Raw genomic sequence first — 543 nt, 5'->3', positions numbered from 1 at the left:
GTGCGTCAACTTCAACACGCCCGAGCAGGAGGCCATCTCCGAGATGGACGTGGCCCAGGCCGAGGAGTACATCAAGGAGGGCCAGTTCGCCCCCGGCTCCATGCTGCCGAAGGTGGAGGCCTGCATCGAGTACGTGGAGGCCTTCCCGGAGGGCAAGGCGCTCATCACCTCGCTCGAGTGCGCGGCCGCCGGCCTGCGCGGCGAGACGGGCACCGTCATCACTGCCTAGTTGAGGCTGCTTGCATGTGCGAGAGGCTTATTCTTTAGCACATGCACCATAGGGTCAGACATGACCTTCTATAAAACAAAAGAGACGCGCTTTCCGCGATAGGAGAGTGCGTCTCTTTCTATGTATTGACCTGGGAAAACTTCAAGGATAAAAATATCTTCCAAACAGGGAAAATTTTTCTTGCAGGTGAACAAAAACGGTGATATATTGACCTCATCGATAAAGCATGACTATTAAGCCATAGGCTTTGTCGATCATTACTATTCCTCATCGTCGCGAGTGCGGTTAAGGCGCACTCAAGAAAGGAATGCATC

1 pseudogene is annotated in these 543 nt (G+C 53.4%); it reads left to right on the top strand.

Going from position 1 to position 543, the window contains the following annotated elements:
• Window positions 1-229, top strand: a pseudogene (locus VIN30_RS11415) (carbamate kinase); the annotation flags it as partial.
• Window positions 230-543 lie beyond the last annotated feature (314 nt).

The organism is Adlercreutzia wanghongyangiae (genome assembly GCF_035989245.1).
In the GTDB taxonomy this organism is placed as follows: domain Bacteria; phylum Actinomycetota; class Coriobacteriia; order Coriobacteriales; family Eggerthellaceae; genus Adlercreutzia; species Adlercreutzia wanghongyangiae.
This window is presented reverse-complemented; position numbering and strand designations above follow the sequence as displayed.